This window comes from Micromonospora sp. NPDC047756, from assembly GCF_055587245.1.
Window position 1 is genome coordinate 207,665 of the sequence record NZ_JBVJGQ010000009.1, and the last position, 17,028, is coordinate 224,692.

Sequence of the window (17,028 nt, forward strand, 5' to 3'; positions counted from 1 at the left end):
GAACAGGTGCGCCCGGGCGCGCACGACAGGAGGTTGGCGGGTGGGCTGGCTCGACCGGGTCGTTGACCAGGTTGACGCCCTGACGCACGCCCGGGCGTTGCAGGAGGCCAGCCGCTCCGCGGAGGCGTACGTCCTGCTGGAGCGTGTGATCCGCACCACCGACGACCCGGCGGCGCGCGCGGACGCCATGGTGCAGCGCCTCTCCGCGCTGATCAATCTCGGCCGGACGGCGGAGTTCACCCGGGCCATCGAAGAGGCGTCGGCGGCGGTCCGCGACCTCGCCGAGCCCTACCTGCACGGTCACCTCAACGCCCTCGCCGCGCTCGCCGCGCACCACCAGGGCGCACTGGACCGCTGCGTCATGCACCTCGTCCGGGCGGCCCGGGCGCTGGGCGCCGTCACCGACCCGGACCGGGACACCGCCTGGGGCTGGCACGACCTGGCCATGGCCTACAGCTACCTCAGCTTCCACGGGTACGCCCTGGGGGCCATCGAGCGGGCCCGGCAGCTCGGGTTGACCGCCGGCATCCCGGAGGAGACATTCGCCGCACCGGGCATCCGGCTGCGCAACGCGGTGGCCCTCGACCACAACGGCGACAGCGACGGTTGCCTGCGGGTGCTCCGGGACGTGGCCGCCGACCTGACCCGCTTCGTCCGCGCCGGGCGGGCCGCCCAGCTACGCCCGAGCAGCCTCGCCGCGTACGGCTACGCGGCGGCTCGACAGGCCGCGCTCGGCGATCAGGTGGCGACCGAAGGCCCCGAGCCGGCCCGGTTGATGACCCACGGCGGGGACAGCGCCCGCGCCCGCGACCTGCGTCAGCTCGGGCAGGTGTGCCTTGCCGTCGCCGACGGGCGGCCGATCGAGGCGGTCGCCCGGCTGGACACCGTCCAGGTCTCCAACGAGACGCTCGGGGCGGCCGAGCCGGCCCGGCTGCGCAGCATCGCGTTGACCCGCGCCGGGGACCATCTCGCGGCGCACCGGGCCGATCGGCTGGCGTTCCGGCTCGCCGCGCAGCGCAACGACCGGCTGCGCGACGTCTACATCGACGGCATCGCCGCCCGCATCGACCACGAGGAGATGCGCCGTGAGGCGGCACGCTTCGAGGGCGAGGCGTTGACCGACCCGCTCACCGGGCTGCCCAACCGCCGCCGGTTGGAGCGCTACATCACGGCGGTGGTCACCCGCGGCGATCGAGTGGTGATCGGCGTCTGCGACCTGGACGGTTTCAAGGCGGTCAACACCCGGCACGGGCACCACTCGGGCGACCTGGTGCTGCAACGCATCGCCGGCGTGATCAACCGGGTGATGCGCCGGGGCGACTTCGTGGCCCGCTACGGCGGTGACGAGTTCGTGGTGGTGCTGCCGGACACCGGCATGATCGAGGCCGCCGAGGTGGCCCGCCGGATCGAGGCAGCGGTCCGCCTGGAGGACTGGGAGTCGCTGGTTCCGGGCACCCCGGTCGGGGTCAGCATCGGCTTCGCCGAGGTTTCCGGTGGCAGCGGGCTGCGCGACGCGCTCAGCGTCGCGTTCGAGCAGGCCGACCGCGAGATGCTCCGCGCCAAGACCCGCCCGCGCGCAAGCTGACCGCCCCCGGCGGGTCGGGGTCGATCATGGAGTTGTGGTGCCCCACAAAAGGCCCACGACGCCCCAATCAGCCCACCACAAGTCCATGATCGACCCGGGCGTTGGAAGGCTCGGGGGCCGGGGGTCAGCGGCGGGTTAGCTCGGTGTCGCCGGCCAGGCGGGCGGCCCGGTCGGCCTCGGTGAGGGCGTCCAGCACCCCGTCCAGTTCGCCGCCGAGCGCCAGATCCAGGTTGTACGCGGTGTAGCCGATGCGGTGATCGGTGATCCGGTTCTGCGGGAAGTTGTAGGTGCGGATCCGCTCCGAGCGGTCCACGGTGCGCACCTGAGCCTTGCGCGCGTCCGAGGCGGCGGCGTCGGCCTGCTCCTGCGCGACGGCGAGCAGCCGGGCCCGCAGGATCCGCATCGCCTGCTCCCGGTTCTGCAACTGCGACTTCTCGTTCTGGCAGGAGACGACGATGCCGGTCGGCAGGTGGGTGATCCGTACCGCCGAGTCGGTGGTGTTCACCGACTGGCCACCCGGGCCGGACGAGCGGAACACGTCGATGCGCAGCTCGTTCTGGTCGATGGTGACGTCGACGTCCTCGGCCTCCGGAAGCACCAGCACCCCGGCGGCGCTGGTGTGGATCCGGCCCTGCGACTCCGTGACCGGAACACGCTGCACCCGGTGCACGCCGCCCTCCCACTTGAGCCGCGACCAGACGCCGTTGCCACCGTCCGGCACACCCTTGGTCTTGATCGCCAGGGAGACGTCCTTGACCCCGCCCAGGTCGGAGTCCTGTGCGTCGATCACCTCGGTGACCCAGCCGTGCCGCTCGGCGTACCGGGTGTACATCCGCAGCAGGTCACCGGCGAACAGCGCTGACTCCTCGCCACCCTCACCGGCCTTGATCTCGACGATCACGTCCTTGGCGTCGTGCGGGTCGCGCGGGATGAGCAGCTCGGCGAGCCGTTCCTCCAGCACCGGCAGGGACCCGGCGATGGCGTCCGCCTCAGCGGCGAAGGACGGGTCCTCGGCGGCCAGCTCGCGAGCCGCGGCCAGATCGGCGCGGGCCTGCTCCAACTCGTCGGCGGCCTTGTGCAGCGGCACCAGCTCGGCGTACCGGCGGCCGACCCTGCGCGCGGTGGCCTGGTCGGCGTGGATCGCCGGATCGGCCAACCGCTTCTCCAGCTCCGCGTACTCGTCGAGAAGGCCGGCCAGACGCTCGCTGCTCATGCTGCGGATGCTCCTTCGACGTGCGCGACGACCGGGCCGGGGGCCGGGAGGCCAGCGGCCGGGCGGAAGTGGAGGAAAACGCGGACGGCGCCCGCGTCCGGTGGAAAACCGGACGCGGGCGCCGAACGAGGAGTTACTTGGCCTTCTTGGCCTGAACCTTGGCGTACTTCTGCTGGAACTTCGCGACCCGGCCCGCGGTGTCGAGAACGCGCTGCTTACCGGTGTAGAACGGGTGGCAGGCGCTGCAGGTCTCGGCGTGGATCGTGCCGCCCTTGGCGGTGCTGCGGGTCGTGAACGTGTTGCCACAGGAGCAGCTGACCTCGGTGGTCACGTACTCCGGGTGGATGTTTGCCTTCATCTCGCCTCGGTCCTCTCGTTGGTGGTCGCCGGGTCGCCGTCATCGCTCGTCGCGCCGTACGCGACGGGCTCGGGCGTGAACCGGAACCGGTGGCCGATTGACCAGTGTGCCATGGGCCTGAGCCGACCCGGTAATCGGGCCGCACACCTCGTCCGGCATCGTCAACACGTGCCCACCCGTCCGCATTCCCGCCGCCCGGCGGGGCATTCGCGCACCTGCCGGACCGCCGCCCGGTACCCCGGCCGGGGTACGCCCGTCGAGCCGAAGGTGCGCCGATGACCCGCCTGATCGCCACCCGGGGGCTGCCCGCCTCGGGCAAGACGACGTTCGCCCGCACGCTCCAGCCGTCCGTGTCGCGGGTGAACCGGGACGATCTGCGGCGCATGCTGCACGGCGAACGGTTGTTCACCCAGTGGGCCGAGGCGCAGGTGACCGCCGTACAGCAGGCTCAGGTCGAGGCGCTGCTGCGGGCCCGGGCGGACGTCTGCGTGGACGACACCAACCTGCGCGCGCGGACCCTGCGCGGCTGGGCCGAGCTGGCCGCCCGTCACGGCGCGGACTTCGAGGTGCACGACTTCACCGACGTGCCGCTGGACGAGTGCCTGCGCCGCGACGCCGCCCGCCCGGCCACCGATCAGGTCGGCGCGGACGCGATCCGCCGGCTGCACGAGCGCTACCTTCAGGGGCGGGAGATGCCGTTGCCGGTGCCGCGGGCCCGCACCGGACGACCCGCCGTGGTGCACCCGCCGTCGACCGAGCCACCGGAGATCGTCCTGGTGGACATCGACGGCACGGTGGCGCTGGCCGTCTCCCGCAGCCCGTACGACATGACCCGGGTCGGCCAGGACCAGCCGAACACGGCGGTGATCGCGGCGGTCCGGGCGATGCACGCCGCCGGCTACGGGGTGGTCTTCTGCTCCGGGCGGGACGCCTCCGCCCGCGCCGCCACCGAGGCGTGGCTGGCCCGGCACGTACGAGTGCCGTACCTGGGCCTGCACCTGCGCGCCGTCGGCGACTCCCGGAAGGACTCGATCGTCAAGCGGGAGATCTACGACCGGGAGATCCGGGACCGCTACCGGGTGGCCGGCGTCTTCGACGACCGCGTCCAGGTGGTCCAGATGTGGCGATCTCTCGGCCTCACCGTCTTCCAGGTCGCCGACGGCGACTTCTGAGGTGTCCGGACGGGCCCCGGGTGTGGGGCCCGTCCGGACGGCTCACCCGGTGACGGTGACGGTGGCCTCGGCGCGTGCGCCGTTGACCTCGACCGTCAGGCGTATCGGCGCGCCGGGCCGCAGTGCCGTCAGGGTGCCGGTGGCCGGGTCGAATCGGGCGGTGTGCCAGGGACGCACCCCGGTCGGCGGGCCGACGTGCACTCCCGGCGACGCCGACCAGTCGGCGCTGACCGGTGCGGCCACCGGGACCGTACGCCCGCCGGGCTGGGTCAGCGTGGCGGTGACCGCCACCGGGGTGCCGACCGCGACGCTGGCCGGGGCGGCCACGGTGAGGCGGTCGGCGTGCGCGTGGAACTCCGCGTCCACCCAGCGCGGGCCCTCGGCGAGCGGGTCACGGCGGGCCCGGTCGGCCTCGGCCGGGGTCACCGGGTCCACGCCGAACTCCGTCCAACCGGTGAATCCACCCTGGTCGGCAGGGGTGGACGGCGTCTTGCCGGCGTTGCCGTTGATCACGTACGGCACCCCGTCCACCCGGTCGGCGTGGAAGGTGCCGACGTGCCCACCCACGAACAGCGCGCCCTTGCCGGTGCGGTGCTGGAAGTCGGCCAGCCACTGTTCCAGCAGCGCCGCCTCCTTGCGGTCGCCGAGCTGGCTGGCCTGCGCCGGGCTGGGGTCACGCGGCGGGTGGTGGTGCAGGACGACGATCGAGCCCACGCGCCGGTCGGTGGCGGCGGCGTCCAGCGTCTCGCGGAGCATCCGTACCTGGTCGAAGCCTCCGCCGCGCAGCGTCCCGGTGGACGAGTTCAGCGTGACGAACCGGGTGCCGTCGTGGTCGAACACCCGGGAGGTGGCACCGAACGCGGCCGCGAAGTTGCTGATCGGAGCGCCCATGATCTCGTGGTTGCCGGGCACGTAGTACCAGGGCAGCGCGTCGCCCAACTCCTCGTCGAGGATCCGCCGGGCCAACGCGAAGTCGGCCGGGTAGGCGGTGTCCACGAAGTCGCCGTTGATCAGGAGGAAGTCCGGCCGGGCCGCCCGCACCTCCCGCAACGTCCGCCGGGCCTGGGCGACCAGGTCGCTGTCCGGGTCGGCCGCGACGAACTGGGCGTCGGAGAGCACGGCGAACCGCCACGGCGCGCCGTCCACCGTGCCGTCGCGGACCACCACCCGATCGGTACGCGGGGCCACCGGCGGCACGTCGACCGCCGGGGGCACCTTCGCCACCAGGTCGTCGATGATCACCTCGCTGGTGTACTGCGCCGTCGCGTTCGTCTCGGCCACGTAGAAGCGGCGCACCCGCACCGGGTACTGCACCCCGGTCGGCACCGCGAACTCCACGTACCGCCAACCGGTCCAGGTGATCAGTGGGCCGCGCAGCACGTGTTGGGTGTCCTGGGCGTCGTGCAGGTGCAGGCTGGGCCACTCCCCGGTGCCGTTGCCGTGGATCCACATCCCGAAGGCCTGCGGTTGACCGGGCACGTCGATCCAGGCGGGCGGGTCGGCGTACGCGGCCCGCGTGCCGGTGGACTGGCTGAAGTCGTACGACATTCGCAGACCGGTGCCGGTGTGCCCGGGCGCCGACGCCACCGAACCGCTGGCACGGGCCTGACTGAACCGCCAGGACGCGGCGTCGTCGAAACCGGCGACCGGCACGTCGGTCAGCCCGACGGTGACCGGCAGGACGGCGCTCGTGCGTCCGACGTGAACGGTCACCAGGCCGGAGCCGGTGTCCCGCAACGCGGCGATGGACAGGTTGCCGTCCCCGGTGGGGGTGATCCGCAGCAGGTTCCGGTCGTAGTCGAGGGTGAGGTCGTCCGGCTCGATCGGCGCGGTGTTGCCTTCGGCGTCGTACCCGACGACGCCGACCAGGGCGGCGGCGTCCCGGCCGGTCAGCCCGACCCGCGGCGTGGTGGTGCCGATCCGGGCCAGTGGGCCGAGCACCGTGAGGTTCAGCGAGCCGGTGACCCGCCCCCGTCCGGCGGTGACCGTGCTGGCCCCCGGCGCGGCGGCGTGGAACACGCCGTCACTGCCGACCCGGCCGCGTACCGCCGGGGTCGCCCGCCAGGTGGGGGCGCCGGCGGCCGGGCCGTACGTCTCGTCGTAGCCGGATGCGGTGAGAGTGCGGGTCAACCCCGGGAAGACCCGGTCGGGCCGCCCACCTCGCACCGGTGAGACGCCCGGGGCGGCGGTGGGGTCGCTGGCCGTTTCGACCCAGTAGCCGGTGAGTCGCCCGCTGCCCTTCGGGGCGTAGATGGCCAGGCCGTTGGGCACCGCCCGCTCGCTGCCGTCGGAGGGGCCGTTCTCCAGCTGCACGGCCGGCGCGCCCGGCTCCCGGGCCAGCAGCGTGGACGATCCGCCACCGTCCAGGTTGAGCGCGTGGTGGGCGCCCAGCTCGGCCATCATCCGGCCCATCTCGGTCTGCGTCACGCCGCGGCTGTCGACCTGACGGCCGTCCACCGTCAGCATGATCATTTTTCGACCGTCGGCGCTGAAGCCGACGGCGGTGCGGGGTGCGAGGGTCGGGTCGGCGATGCTCTGCACGACGCCGTCGCGGACCAGGACGTTGCCGCCCCCGACCGCCGCGTGCAGGGTGCTGCCGTCGGACGGCTTCGGCCGCCAGGCGACGGCCACCGGGTCACCGGGGCGCAGACCGGCAAGCGCGTCCGCGCCGAGGTCGCGGCCGAGCAGCACGGTGCTGCCCGCGACGATCGGGCCGCTACCGGCCACGCCTCCCACCGCGGCCACCCGACCGCCGGTGACGGTGACCTCGACCACCCGGGCCGCGCCCTCCACGGCACGCTGCCGCGAGTACGTCCCCCACAGCTCGGTGAACGCGCCGATGCCGTCGGCCTGCACCATGTTGTTGAACTGAGTCAGCGGGACCGGCCCGGTGGGCAGGGCGGCGCTGCCGTCGAAGTTCACCTCGATCACCCGCCCGACCCCGTTGGTGGTGACGGCCACCGCGTTGCGATGACCGTCGACCCCCGACTGGATCAGCTCGCCGTCACGGACGCCGACGCCCTGGGCGGCACCGGAGTTGTTGATGTCGAAGAAGTCGCCGTTGACCGCGGCGACCGCGCGCGACTGGTCCACCGCCTTTCGCAGCGGCTCGGCCCGGCTGACCGCGCCGGAGTTGACGTAGTCGACGGTGGAGCCGCCGCCCAGGTCGGTGGTGAGCGCGTCGGCGCGCAGCCAGCCCTCGGCGTCGTACCGATCGAAGGACGTCAGCTGCACGCCCGGAGCGACCGGCCGGGTGGCCTTCGTGGTCTCCAGCCCGCCGGCCGGCTCCAGACCACCGGCGCCGGTGGTCGGGGAGGTCGCGACCGTCGCAGCGGCGGCCAGGCTGACCGAGCCGGCCGGGCGGGAGGACGCGGCCGGCGCGTCCTCGGCGATGGTGGGTGAGGCCACCGACGGCGCGGCCGGTGTGGGCGGGTCGATGGTGGGCGCGGCGGTGGCCGGCGGCGACAGGGCCAGGGCCAGCAGCGGCGTCAGCAGCAGGACGCCGGTGCGGCGGGCGGATCGTCTGCGGGTACGCATGGACGACAGTCAACCCGGCAATGAATAGAAGTTTCAATACCTGTCGACTTAACCGAAGGAAAATTCCATCACCTGACGGCGGCTCCCGCGGCTGCTGATGTCGGGGCCCGGGAACATGACGAAGGGGCACGGCCGCGATGGCCGTGCCCCTTCGTCGTCACCCGGGGATGGTTACTCCCCCGGCGTCGACTTCGCGATCTGCATCAGGAACTCGATGTTCGTGCGGGACTGCTTGAGCCGGTCCAGCAGGAGATCCATCGCGGCCTGCGAGTCCAGCGAGTGCAGCACCTTCCGGAGCTTGTGGATGATGGCCAGCTCTTCCGGTGCGAGCAGGACCTCTTCCTTACGCGTACCGGACGGGTTGATGTCGATGGCCGGGAAGGTCCGCTTGTCGGCGATCTTCCGGTCCAGCTTCAACTCGGCGTTGCCGGTGCCCTTGAACTCCTCGAAGATGACCGTGTCCGCCATGGACCCGGTCTCCACCAGCGCCGTGGCGATGATGGTCAGCGACCCGCCGTTCTCGATGTTGCGGGCCGCGCCGAGGAAGCGCTTCGGCGGGTACAGCGCCGTGGAGTCGATACCACCCGACATGATCCGGCCGCTGGCCGGCGCCGCCAGGTTGTACGACCGACCGAGCCGGGTCACCGAGTCGAGGAGCACGACGACGTCGTGCCCAAGCTCGACGAGCCGCTTGGCCCGCTCGATGGCCAGCTCCGCCACCGTGGTGTGGTCCTGCGGCGGACGGTCGAACGTGGCCGCGATGACCTCGCCCTTGATCGACCGCTGCATGTCGGTGACCTCTTCAGGCCGCTCGTCCACCAGCACCACCATCAGGTGGCACTCCGGGTTGTTGCGGGTGATCGCGTTCGCGATCGCCTGCAGCACCATCGTCTTACCCGCCTTGGGCGGAGACTGGATGAGTGCCCGCTGGCCCTTGCCGATCGGCATGACCAGGTCGATGACCCGGGTGGTCAGGATGTGCGGCTCGGTCTCCAGCCGCAGGCGCTCCTGCGGGTAGAGCGGGGTGAGCTTGTAGAACTCCGGACGACGCCGGGCCTCCTCGGGCTCCATCCCGTTGATCGTGTCCAGCCGCATCAGCGGGTTGTACTTGTCGCGCCGCTGGTCGCCGCTGTTGCCGCCCTCGCGGGCCGCCCGCACCGCACCGGTGATCGCGTCACCGCGGCGCAGGCCGTACTTCTTGATCTGGGACATCGACACGTACACGTCGTTCGGGCCGGCCAGGTAACCGGTCGTCCGCACGAAGGCGTAGTTGTCGAGCACGTCGATGATGCCGGCCACCGGAACGAGTACGTCGTCCTCGTTGACCTGCGGCTCACGCCCGCCGGTGTCGGCACCGGTCTCGGTGCGCTCGCCGCGCCCACGGCGACGGTCGCGGAAACGGCTGCGCCGGCCGCGCCGGCCGCCACCATCTTCGTCGTCGTCGCTGTCCCGCTCGGCACGCTGACCACGGTCGTTGCGGTCGTTGCGGTCGTTACGGTCGTTGCGGTCGGATCGGTCGTTGCGCTCGGCCCGCTCGCCCCGGTCGGAACGCTCGCCCCGGTCGTTGCGCTCGCGCTCGCTACGCTCACCCCGGTCGGCACGGTCGCCCCGGTCGTTGCGCTCGCCACGCTCAGCCCGATCGCCACGCTCGGTCCGCTCGCCCCGGTCGGCACGCTCACCCCGGTCGGCACGCTCACCCCGGTCGGCACGCTCGGCACGCTCGGCGCGATCGCCCCGGTCGGCACGCTCGGCGCGCTCCGGACGCTCGGCCCGGTCGCGGCGGTTCTCGCCACGGTCGGCCCGCTCGCCGGCTTCCGCCTCGTCGCTGCGCGCCTCGGTCGCCCGCGACTCGGTCGCCCGCGACTCGGTTGCCCGCGACTCGGTCGCCCGCGCCTCAGCGGGGCGAGCCTCGGTGGTACGGGCCTCCGCCGTTGCGGTCCGGCTCCGCCGGGTGCGGCTACGGCCCTCGGTCTCGGCGGCCGGCTCGGCCGGCGCCTGCTCGGCACCGCGTCCTTCGGCTGCCGGCCGGTCGGCGGTCTCCCGCACCTCGGCGCGCACTCCCTCACGGGTCGGGGCGGCCGCGGCCGCGACCTCGGCCCGTGGTCGAGGGGTCCCGGCGGCGTTGCCGCCCTGCCGCTCGGAGATCGCGGCGATCAGCTCGCCCTTGCGCATGCGAGCCGTGCCGGAGATGCCGAGCGACGCGGCCAGGCTCTGCAGCTCTGGCAGCAGCATCGCCGACAGACCGGTGCCGCTGCGCCGACGACGGGCGGGAGCGGCTGCGGTGGCATCGCCAGCGACGTTGGAAACATCCGACGTCACGTCGGTGGTGTCGCTCAATGGATTCCTTCCCTCGATAGGCCGGGACTGCCCGGAGTCGGAGCTCAGGTGGCCGGGCGGCCTCGGTGCACCCGCCTCGCAAGGACGCGTCGCGGGAGTCTGTGACACAGCAGCCGGTCGGTATCCCGACTCACCAACGTCGGTGAGCAGGTCTCGCCGTCTGCGGCGACCTGTGGAAACTGCGGTGCGGCGTGGGCCTTTGGCAGGGGTAGACGGGCTGACCGCCGAGAGCTTCGGGGGTGCGCCGCCCCGCAGGAGATCGCGTGCTTCGCGGCTGTGCTAGGTCTAGAGCGTAATCAACTCTTCCGACCTGCGGCAACAGGGTCCCGCTCGGCGTGTCCAAGTCTACCCCGTGCGACCCGCGCGCCGCTGACGTCTATCGGTAACTGCCAGATCTCCCAGTCTGTTCCCACTCCGAAGCCCGCCGGAGGCTGACTGAGCGCCAGCACAGTCGGCCCGGCCCCACTGACCACAGCCGCCACATCGGCCGCACGCAACGCGCTGACCAGGGCAGACGTGCCCGGCATCCCGGCTGCGCGGTAATCCTGATGGAGTCGGTCGACGGTCGCCGGCAGCAGCAGGGTCGGGTCCGTGGTGAGCGCGTGCACCAGCAGCGCAGCCCGCCCGGCGGTCAACGCGGCGTCACCATGCGGCACGGTCGCCGGCAGAGCCGCCCGCGCGGTCGCGGTCAAACCGCGTTCCGCCGGAACGAAAACAGTGGGCCGGACCGCTGCGGCGACGGGCAGCGAAACCGCCCGAGCGCCGCCCGGCTCGGACCAGGCCACCGTGAAACCGCCCAGCAGGCACGGCGCCACGTTGTCGGGGTGGCCCTCGATCTCGGCGGCCAGCCGCAGCGCGCCGGCGTCGTCGAGGCGCTGCTCCCCATCGACGACCAGGGCACGGGCCAGCAGCACCCCGGCGACGATGGCGGCGGACGAGGACCCCAACCCACGCGCCTGCGGGATCCGGTTGACGCACTCCACGCTCAGCCCCGCAGGATGGGCCCCGAGCACGTCGAACGCGGCCCGCATGGCCCGCACCACCAGGTGCCGGTCGTCGTCGGGCAGCTCACCGGCGCCCTGCCCGGTCACTGTCACCCGGACACCGGCCGAGGCGACCTCGGCGGCCACGTCGTCGTAGAGCCCGAGGGCGAGACCCAGCGCGTCGAAGCCCGGGCCCAGGTTGGCGCTGGTCGCCGGGACGCGGACCCGGACCGGCTCGGCGGTGAAGTTCGTCGGCACGCGCCCATGCTAGGGCTCAGGGCCGACGAACCGGTCCCGCGCCCGCTGCCTGGGACCGCCGAGTTCAGCCGGCCGGGTCCGGGACCGGCTCGACGGCCGGATCGGTGAGCGACAGCCGGCGGGTGGCGATCCGCCAGCCGACCGCGTACACGAGGGTGATCAGACCGCAGCCGGCGAGCACCACCCGTTCGTCGACCGAGTCCACCACCAGGGCCACCGCCAGTTGGCTCACCGAGATCGCCAGCGTCGCCAGCATCATGTCGGTGGCGAAGACGCGGCCCCGCAACCGGTCCGGAACTTCACCCTGAAGGGCGAAGTTCGACATCACCCAGTTGCTGCCACCCGCGAAGTGCGCCACGAAGACCAGCAGCAGTACCAGCGGAAACCAGCGCACCACCGAGGTGCCCAGGTAGGACAGGCCGTAGAGCGACATGGACAGCGCGAGCCCGGGCAGCAGCCAGGCCCGGTTGGTCAACACCCGGCGCATCAGGATCGGCCCCACCAACGCTCCCGCGCCGCGGACGGCGAAGAGCAGGCCGGCGCCGAGCGGGCCGACACCGTACACGCCGGCCAGCAGTGGAAACACCGTCAGCACGCCGTTGCCCAGACCCACTGCGGACTTGACGGTGACCAGCGCGAGCACCCGGGGGCGGTGACCGATGTAGCCGAGCGCCTCGCGGACCGCCGACCAGGTTCGCTGGGCCGGTTGGTCGGCGTCCCGGGGCGCCTGCAACGGCCGACGGATCCGGGTGGCGAGGGCCGCGGCCACCGCCAGGCCCACCGCCGCGACCCAGAAGCAGACGTACGGGCCGGCAGCGGTGCTGAGCACGCCGCCGAGCGACGCACCGACCACGGTCATGGTGCCCCAGGCCGAGCCGGCGACGGCGTTGCCCGCAGCGAGTTCGTGGGGCTCCAGCACGTTGGGCAGCGCGGCCTGGGCGGCCGGCGAGTAGAACGCCTTGGCGACCGCCACCACTCCGATGGCGACCAGCGCCAGCCACGCGGTTCCGGCGTTCCGCACGCCGAGCAGCAGCAACACGCCCGCCAGCGCGGCCACGTTCGCGGCGATCATGATCTTTCGGCGGTCGAAGCGGTCGGCGATCGTGCCGGTGTACGGCAGCAGCAACGCCACGATGCCGGTGTCCACGGCCAACACCAGCGCGCCCCAGACGCCGCTGCCGGTCAGGTGCGGCAACAGCACCAGCAACGGCACCATGACGAACCAGTCGGCGCCGAAGACCACCAACTCGGCGAGGAACAGGTTGCGGAAGCTCCGATTGCCGGTCAGAACCGAGAGGGTGGACGCCACGGAGCGCGACCCTACCTGGTCGGCGTCGTACCCACACCCGCTCCCAGCAGCGCCGAAACCGTGACGAAGGTGTAACCCCGCGACCGTAGCCCCTTGATCATGTCGGCCAGGCCCCGCAGCGCGACCAGCCGCCGGTGCGCCCCCACATCGTGGCCGAGCACGATCGTTCCCGGTCGAACCTCGGCCACGATCCGTTGGGCGTGACCGGCCGGGTCGTCGGGAAACTCGCGCTCCACCATCTGCAACGACCAGAGCACCAGCCGATAGTCCAGTCGGGCCGCCGCGTGCAACACCGCCCCGCCCAGGTGGCCGTACGGTGGTCGGAGGAGCGCCGGCGGCACCCCGGTCAGGTCGCCGATCGCGTCGTGGCTGCGACGCAGGTCGTCGTACGCCTCGGCGGCGTCCAGCTCAGCGAGGTCCCGGTGTTCCCAGCTGTGGTTGCCCACCTCGTGCCCGGCGAGCCGGTCGCGCACGACGTCGGCGTGTCGACGGACCTGCGCCCCGACCATGAAGAAGGTGGCCGGCACCCGGTGCTGGGCCAGCGTGTCGAGCACCATGGGAGTCCACTGTGGTGCCGGGCCGTCGTCGAAGGTGAGGGCCACCAGGCGCTGGTTGGTCCGCCCGGACCAGACGACGTCCACCGCCCCGGAGCCGACATCCTGCTGGCCGTTACCGAGGGTGGCGCTGGCCGGGCCTCCGGCGATCGGCATCCGGCGACGGGTGCTCCACCACACCTCGGACGACCCCGCGCCGACGGTCACACCGCCCACCACCAGCAGGCCACGACGCAGCAGGTCGCGTCGGTCCCACCCGCGCGCGCCCTCGGCCATCCGCCCACCCCGCTCCACCCACACCCCCACCCGTCTACGAGGAGTATGCAAGAAGTTACACAAAGTATGGGGCGGTCGAGTCGGAGTGTTTTCGGACGAATGAACCTGGAACGCCCCCGGCGACAATCCGCCGGGGGCGTTCCGAACTGCTCTGCGACCTACTCGGTCGGCTCCGCCGGAGGCAGCGGGGAGGTACGGCTACGCGGCAACCGCAGCACCTCGAACTGGTCCGTGCCCTCCACCAACGCGGCCGACGGCGCGGGTCGCGCGGCCGGCTGCACACCCTCGGTCGCGACCGGGGCGGGTGCGTCGCTCGGCACCGCGACCTGGTTCGGCGCCGGCGCCTCGTCGGTCTCCGTCGTCGTGCTCACCGCCGACCCGCCGGAACGCCGTCGTGCGCGCCGAGCCCGCAGCGACTCCTTGGTGTGCTCCACCATCGTGTAGAGCGTCGGCACCAGGATCAGCGTGAGCAGCGTCGAGCTGAGCAGACCACCGATCACCACGACCGCCAGCGGCTGCGAGATGAAGCCGCCCTCACCGGTCAACCCGAACGCCATCGGCAGCAGCGCGAAGATCGTCGCCACCGCCGTCATCAGGATCGGGCGCAGCCGGCGACGGCCACCCTCGACCACGGCTTCCCGGACCCCCATGCCCTGCGCCCGGTACTGGTTGATGAGGTCGAGCAACACGATCGCGTTGGTCACCACGATGCCGACCAGCATCAGCACACCGATCAGCGCCGGCACACCGAGCGGCGTCCCGGTGACCAACAGCAGACCGATGGCACCGGTCGCCGCGAACGGAATGGAAATCAGCAGGATCAGCGCCTGGGTGAGGCTACGGAACGTCGCCACCATGATCAGGAAGACGATGGCGATCGCGGCCAGCACCGCCAGGCCCAGGTCCGCGAAGGCGTCCGCCTGATCCGCGCTGACACCACCGATGGTGAAGCTCGCACCCGGCACGTTGAGACCGTCCAGCCGCTTCTGCAACTCCGCGCTGGTCGCGCCCAGGTTCGAGCCGGTCGCCGCGCCGGTCACCGACACGCTGCGCTCACCGTCGATACGGGTGACCTGCTGCGGGCCCTCGCCCTGGGTGACCTGCGCGATGTCGCCCAACTTGACCGGGCCCACCGGCAGTGCCCGCAGCTCCTCCACCGTCATCGGCGGCTGCGTGCCCAACCGCAGCACCACGTTCTGCTGCTGGCCGTCGAGCGCGACCTGACCCAGCGGCGCCCCCCGGAACGCCTGCGACACGAGCTGCCCCACGGCGGCCTCGGTGAGCCCGACCCGACCGGCGGCGACCCGGTCGACCACCACGTCGACCCGCGGCACCCGCGCGGCCAGACTGGTGGAGACGTCCTCGACGTCCGGCACGCCGGCCATCGCGGCCCGCGCCTCCTCGGCGGCCCGGGTCAGCGCCTCCGGGTCGCTGGCCTGGACGATCACCTCCAGCTGGCTGGTCGACGCCTCCTGCCCGCCACCGAAGCTGATCTCACCCACGCCGGCGCCGAGCTTCTCGAACTCCTTGCGCAGCACCTCACGCATCTGCTTCGCGTCGGTGTCACCGTCGAGCGCCAGCGACCAGCTGGCGACGTTGTTGCCGCCGCCGCCCGCCCACGGGTTGTCCCCACCGCCGGCCGTCACCTGGTACGTCTCCACGCCGTCGGTGTTCGACAGCACCGACTCGACCTGCTTGGCCGCCGCGTCGGTGGCCGCCAGGCCACTGCCGGCCGGCAGCTCCTGGCTCATGTTGAGGGTGTCCTGGCCGGAGTCGTCCAGGAAGTTGGTCTCCAACTTCTGCGCCAGACCGAAGGTGCCGAAGAGCACCAGCAGACCGAGCCCGACGGTGATCCAACGGGTCGACCGCTTGCCGGTGGCGAACCCGATCACGGGCAGGTACGCCCGCTGCAACGGGCTGCGCAGCTCCTTCTCCTCCGCCGCGTGCCGTACCGCCTCGTCGTCAGCGGTGCCGCCGCGCGGCTTGAGGAACCAGTACGCAAGGACCGGGATCACGGTCAGCGACACCAGCAGCGAGGCGAGCAGGGCGACCGTCACGGTGATCGCGAACGGCGCGAAGAGCTGGCCCACGAACCCGCCGACCAGCGCGATCGGCGCGAACACCGCCACCGTGGTGAGGGTCGACGCGGTCACCGCACCGGCGACCTCCCGGACGCCGGTGATGATGGCGTGCCGTTTCTCCTCGCCGTACTCCAGGTGGCGTTTGATGTTCTCCAACACGACGATCGAGTCGTCGACCACCCGACCGACCGCGATGGTCAACGCGCCGAGGGTGAGCAGGTTGAGCGAGTAGTCACCGATCCACAGGGCGATCAGCGCCACCAGCACGGAGAGCGGGATGGAGACCGCAGTGACCACCGTCGAGCGCACCGACAGCAGGAAGACCAGGATGACGATGACCGCCATCACCAGGCCCAGCAGGCCCTCCGTGGTCAGCGACTCGATCGACTTCTCGACGAACGGCGCCTGGTCGAAGACCACGGTCAGCTCCGCGCCGGAGGCGTCCTTCAGGTCGTCGAGCCGGTCCCGGATCTCGTGCGAGATCTCCACCGCGTTGCCGTCCGGTGCCGCGGTGACCGCGATACCGAGGCTGTCCTTGCCGTTGGTCCGGGTGATCGCCGTGGCCGGGGCGAGCTGCTGCTCGACCGTCGCCACGTCACCGAGGCGGACGGGCGCCGCGGCCGGGACGACCACGATGCCGCGCAGCTCCTCCAGGGTGGAGATCGGCGTGCCGACCTGCACCGGGAGGGCCAACGCCCCGTCGGTCACCGCGCCGGCCGGAACCGCCACGCCGTTGGTCTTCAGCGCCGCGCCGATCGCCGTCGGCTGAATCTTCGCGGCGGCCAACTTCGCCGGGTCCGGGGTGACCACCACGACGTCGTCGCGGGTGCCGGTCACCTCGACCGTGCGTACCCCCTCGATGCCCTCCAGCTCCGGCACCACCGTCGAGCGCAGCTTCTCGGCCAGCGCCCGCTCGTCCCCGGTGCCGGCCGCGGCCAGCACCACCGCCGGCAGGTCGTCGGTGCTACCCGCGATGACCTGCGGGTCGACGCCCTCCGGCAGTTGGGAGTCGATCCGGCTCAACGCGGTCTGCATCTTGTTGACCACGTCGTCGAGATCGGTGCCGAACTCGTACGTCACCTGGACGGTGGCCGCCCCCTCCCGAGAGGTGGAGGTGACCTGGTCCAGCCCCGGAATGCCCTGGAGGGCGTTCTCGATCGGCTCGGTCACCTGAGACTCGACGATCTCGGGGCCGGCGCCGGGGAAGGGAGCCACGATGAACGCGGCCGGGAACTCGAGCGACGGCAGCAGTTGCTGCTTCAGCGACGGCACGGCGAACACTCCGAACACCGTGGTCACCACCGCGATGAGGGCAATCAACCCTCGGTTGGCGAGGCTGAATCTGGCGAGCAGCGACATCGGCCT

At 72.3% G+C, this 17,028-nt stretch carries 10 protein-coding genes; 2 read left to right on the plus strand and 8 right to left on the minus strand.

Annotated elements, in window-relative coordinates:
- Positions 1-40: 40 nt before the first annotated feature.
- Complete coding sequence (locus tag ACZ6NZ_RS28615) at positions 41-1,585, plus strand: GGDEF domain-containing protein (protein ID WP_465861031.1); 1,545 nt, start codon at positions 41-43, stop codon at positions 1,583-1,585.
- 124 nt (positions 1,586-1,709) lie between these two features.
- On the opposite strand, the gene prfA is transcribed toward ACZ6NZ_RS28615, so the two are convergent.
- Both prfA and rpmE read right to left on the minus strand, forming a co-directional pair.
- Positions 1,710-2,798 carry a peptide chain release factor 1 gene (gene prfA / locus ACZ6NZ_RS28620; protein ID WP_366608042.1) on the minus strand — a complete coding sequence of 363 codons (1,089 nt, stop codon included), beginning with the start codon at positions 2,796-2,798 and terminating at the stop codon, positions 1,710-1,712.
- A gap of 133 nt (positions 2,799-2,931) precedes the next feature.
- Positions 2,932-3,156, minus strand: a complete 225-nt coding sequence (gene rpmE / locus ACZ6NZ_RS28625) for a 50S ribosomal protein L31 (RefSeq protein ID WP_355008073.1) — start codon at positions 3,154-3,156, stop codon at positions 2,932-2,934.
- Positions 3,157-3,431: 275 nt separating this feature from the next.
- Between rpmE and ACZ6NZ_RS28630 the strand changes: the two genes are divergently transcribed.
- On the plus strand, positions 3,432-4,328 hold the full coding sequence (locus tag ACZ6NZ_RS28630; RefSeq protein WP_465861032.1) for a phosphatase domain-containing protein: 897 nt from the start codon (positions 3,432-3,434) through the stop codon (positions 4,326-4,328).
- A 42-nt stretch (positions 4,329-4,370) separates the two neighbouring features.
- On the opposite strand, the gene ACZ6NZ_RS28635 is transcribed toward ACZ6NZ_RS28630, so the two are convergent.
- The 6 genes from ACZ6NZ_RS28635 to ACZ6NZ_RS28660 all read right to left on the minus strand — a co-directional run bounded on the left by ACZ6NZ_RS28635 (position 4,371) and on the right by ACZ6NZ_RS28660 (position 17,022).
- Positions 4,371-7,865: a phosphodiester glycosidase family protein gene (locus ACZ6NZ_RS28635; RefSeq protein ID WP_465861033.1), complete on the minus strand. Its 3,495-nt coding sequence runs from the start codon at positions 7,863-7,865 to the stop codon at positions 4,371-4,373.
- 171 nt (positions 7,866-8,036) lie between these two features.
- Positions 8,037-10,202, minus strand: a complete 2,166-nt coding sequence (gene rho, locus ACZ6NZ_RS28640) for a transcription termination factor Rho (protein WP_465861034.1) — start codon at positions 10,200-10,202, stop codon at positions 8,037-8,039.
- 296 nt (positions 10,203-10,498) lie between these two features.
- On the minus strand, positions 10,499-11,443 hold the full coding sequence (gene thrB, locus ACZ6NZ_RS28645; RefSeq protein WP_465861035.1) for a homoserine kinase: 945 nt from the start codon (positions 11,441-11,443) through the stop codon (positions 10,499-10,501).
- Between the two features lie 64 nt (positions 11,444-11,507).
- The gene (locus ACZ6NZ_RS28650) at positions 11,508-12,752 is read right to left on the minus strand and encodes an MFS transporter (protein WP_355579839.1); all 1,245 of its coding nucleotides are present in this window, start codon (positions 12,750-12,752) and stop codon (positions 11,508-11,510) included.
- Between the two features lie 11 nt (positions 12,753-12,763).
- Positions 12,764-13,582, minus strand: a complete 819-nt coding sequence (locus tag ACZ6NZ_RS28655; RefSeq protein WP_465861036.1) for a polysaccharide deacetylase family protein — start codon at positions 13,580-13,582, stop codon at positions 12,764-12,766.
- A 158-nt stretch (positions 13,583-13,740) separates the two neighbouring features.
- Positions 13,741-17,022: an efflux RND transporter permease subunit gene (locus ACZ6NZ_RS28660; RefSeq protein ID WP_465861037.1), complete on the minus strand. Its 3,282-nt coding sequence runs from the start codon at positions 17,020-17,022 to the stop codon at positions 13,741-13,743.
- Between the last annotated feature and the right edge of the window lie 6 nt (positions 17,023-17,028).